This window comes from Vibrio sp. 10N.247.311.13, assembly GCF_041467595.1.
GTDB classification, from domain to species: domain Bacteria; phylum Pseudomonadota; class Gammaproteobacteria; order Enterobacterales; family Vibrionaceae; genus Vibrio; species Vibrio crassostreae_C.
Map to the genome: position 1 here is coordinate 1 of NZ_JBFSUX010000117.1, position 3,332 is coordinate 3,332.

2 protein-coding genes and 1 pseudogene are annotated in these 3,332 nt (G+C 43.3%); 1 reads left to right on the top strand and 2 read right to left on the bottom strand.

Annotated features, from left to right (window positions below; genetic code table 11):
- Positions 1-137: 137 nt before the first annotated feature.
- Both AB6E52_RS22835 and AB6E52_RS22840 read right to left on the bottom strand, forming a co-directional pair.
- Positions 138-1,064, bottom strand: a complete 927-nt coding sequence (locus AB6E52_RS22835) for a hypothetical protein (protein WP_102321415.1) — start codon at positions 1,062-1,064, stop codon at positions 138-140.
- A 608-nt stretch (positions 1,065-1,672) separates the two neighbouring features.
- Positions 1,673-1,888: pseudogene (locus AB6E52_RS22840) on the bottom strand (alpha/beta fold hydrolase); the annotation flags it as partial.
- Positions 1,889-2,073: 185 nt separating this feature from the next.
- Here AB6E52_RS22840 and AB6E52_RS22845 point away from each other — a divergent pair.
- Entirely contained in the window at positions 2,074-3,090 is a 1,017-nt protein-coding gene (locus tag AB6E52_RS22845) for an IS110 family transposase (RefSeq protein WP_102321413.1), read from the top strand.
- Positions 3,091-3,332: the final 242 nt, after the last annotated feature.

Here is a 3,332-nt window from a genome sequence, read left to right on the forward strand (position 1 = left end):
GAGCCCGTAGAGGACTTTCACCTCCTAGATCAACGCCATGCTCGGCGCACAACAACTAAGGCCTCGCACACGCGAGGCCTTGTTTTATCTAAGTTTCAATGAACGAGCACCGAAGCAATTTACGATGGTAAACCAAATCAACTCGAGAGCCATTCATCCAGTACTGTGATGAATTTAGGGTTAATGAGATAGCCGATGGAAGCATGCGGATTGCTTTTTCCGTTGCGAATATTGAGGTTATAAATCGGGTGGATATCTTTCATTCCGCCGGGTATCAGATCCAGTTTGACCATATCCTTAAAGTCATTTCTAATTTTGCTGTCATGAGAGATAAAGTCATCTTCTGCCGATATGTTTATCCATTGCTGAATGTTTAAAGGGTACTTCTTCTCATCTTTCAAGCGACTCCCTTTCAGCCTATCTTTTACGTTTTCATCGCCTAACGGTGACCCGAGCGTCAGCAATAAATTAACCTTCTTGTCCGCACCATAGTCGTGTCTATACTCTCCGTAATGAGACAGCTTCCATAACACGTCATAACTGATCATCGACCCAAGACTGTGCGATACAATCATCACATCATCTTGATTATCAAGCGCTTCCTTAAGTTCAACCATTAGCCTATGCCTGACATCACTGCCAAAATAGGTATCTTCATTCCAATAATGCGCCATGTCCGGTGCGACCTTCGTTATGAGTGTCTCAGCCACACCCAGCTTTCCAAACAGCGATGAAAAAGTATCTGCTAACGCCTCTTTTAGAAAACCAATTTTAGATACATTGTTATACGTTGTGTTATTGAACTGGCTTGTCTTGTACTTTTTGAGTTCAGACAGCGCTTGTTGTCGACTTGCAGGGTCTTCCGTTGGTTTCTCTAACAATGTGTTTGATAGTTCACCGTAATAGACAAACCGTTTATCGACATCTTTAAAAGCTTGTAATGAACTTGAGTCTCCACAATCTCGCTGCAAGCCATGTTCTATAGCCTCGTACCAGAGTGCTTGAAGGGGAGCTTTATCGGGCTTTTGAGCGCGACCATGAATGAATATGATTTTCTTAGCCATAGCAGGACGTCCTAAACACATAGTTAAAGTGATTATCAGCAGAAAGCACCTCATAGATTCGGTCAGCCCTTGCTAATAACAGTGGCGCTAATTACGCATCTAGAGGTGGTTGATAGAGCATTTATATAACTATGAGGCCGTCGTTTAAGGACCATAAACGAGTGAGCGATGCGATCATCACTCGCAAATTGAAAGAATGTAGCTAGCAAAACCTCCAACTCGCAAAAAGGCCCCGCACATGCGAGGCCTTAGTTTTATCTATAGAATGATTACATCCATCTTTTAATAACTACAGCACCCTACTTCACTGACTCCACCGCTTTCATCAACATTGTGGAATGGTTCTAGTAAGCCAAAGCCTCCCCCTCTAGCTCCCCCTCGAATGGAGTGACCCGATCTCTTGAGACACAAGAATGAGGGGGAGAACATTCTTTGTCGCTGAACATATGCCAGCACATATAGCGATCGGTATTTAGTTCCTCCCCTTTCCCATTACCAACAAGAGATTGTAGATGTAAACCAAGGGGAGGTTAGGAGGGGATTATCAGCCTATTCTCACGTGAATCTGCCCTAGTCGTTTCGGGAGCTGTACAGCACGTAAGAAAGCCCTCACCCACTTGGTTTTGCCAAAGCCTGCTGTCTAAACTCCAGCCGTGAATGAAGATCAGCGCCGTGTCCCCACTCCCGCTTTTGCCATACGCAATTTGCTCACCATCGTGAGATATCGCAATACCATACTTAACCATTGAATCGTGAGCCACGGCATTCATGCTACCAAGCGCCATGAATACCAAGAGCGTGATGTTTAGAATTAAACGTTTCATAGTGTCTCTCTACTTACTTTAGAAGGAACACAGAAAGTGTTCCCTGTGAAGTTGTAGACAGGTCAAGGGTGATTTAGATAAATACCTCTCCCGTGCTTGGTAACTTAACCAACTTATTAATTAGATAGTACGCCCCACACCTACGTTAAAATTAGCTATGTCGCAGTACATTTAGAGGTGCCATCATGTCAGTTATAAAAGTTATTGGTATAGATCTCGGGAAGTCGGTTTTCCATCTCATTGGTCATGACCATTCTGGCCGCGAAATTTACCGACACAAATTGAGCCGAGTTAAGCTCGTTCAATTCATCTCCCAACAAGAAACGACAACCATAGCAATGGAAGCCTGTTGTGGTGCACATTGGCTAGCTCGAAGATGCCAAGAATATGGTCATAATGTTAAGCTGATACCAGCACAGTATGTAAAGCCATACGTTAAGAGCCACAAAAATGACTTCATTGATGCTGACGCTATTGCCGAAGCTGCTACTAGACCTAATATGAGATTTGTTTCTCCTAAGAGTGAACAAGCTCAAATTAGTACGGTTATTCGGAGAATCAGAACGGGATATATTCGCGAAAGAACCTCATGCATGAATAGAATTGGTTCCATCTTGCTAGAGTTTGGCATCAGCTTTCCTCGTGGCCATGCCAATATGAAAAAGTTGTTCCAGTGGCTAGCAGATAAAGATGCAGTAATCCCGCCTCTGCTCATTCTTGAACTTCGCGATCAACTAGATTATTACAACCAATTAAATGAAAAGATTACAGCTCAAGACCAAAAGTTAATCGAACTTAATAAAGAAAACGAGCTGTATGCTTTGCTTCAAACTATACCAGGTGTAGGCCCGATGACAGCTTCGTGTTGTTTGTCTTCTGTAGGTGATCCAAAAGACTTTGCTAATGGGCGAAACTTTGCAGCATGGATAGGGTTAGTGCCGTTTCAATATACAACGGGAGGGAAACCTCGATTGTTGGGTATATCGAAGCGCGGAAACAAAGAGCTAAGAGAATTATTTGTTCATGCAGCTAGAGCCGTAATGTGGAGGGATGCATCTGCGGAGCGCTACTTTGGTTCATGGCTCATTAATTTGAAGTGCCGAAAACCATTCAATGTCGCTGTTGTAGCACTAGCTAATAAATTGGCTCGTATTGCATGGTCAGTGATGAACTCTCACAAAGCATTCGAAGTAAAAGCATAACCAAGATTTGCATATGATAAACCAAGATGACAAAACGGTTAGACCACCAGATTGAAGACCTGAGGGGCAGAACAGCAGTAAAAGTGCTTTCTCATTTATGAGGACAATCTGGCGCGGATCTCATCGTAGAGCTGGGACTAATGAAAGTCTCAAATAGACTCTGAATACATTAGCGCAATCCAACTCTCCCTATCTGGCAGGGTAGATGTCACTGTTAAAATTTAACCAGTTTGGGCGATAAA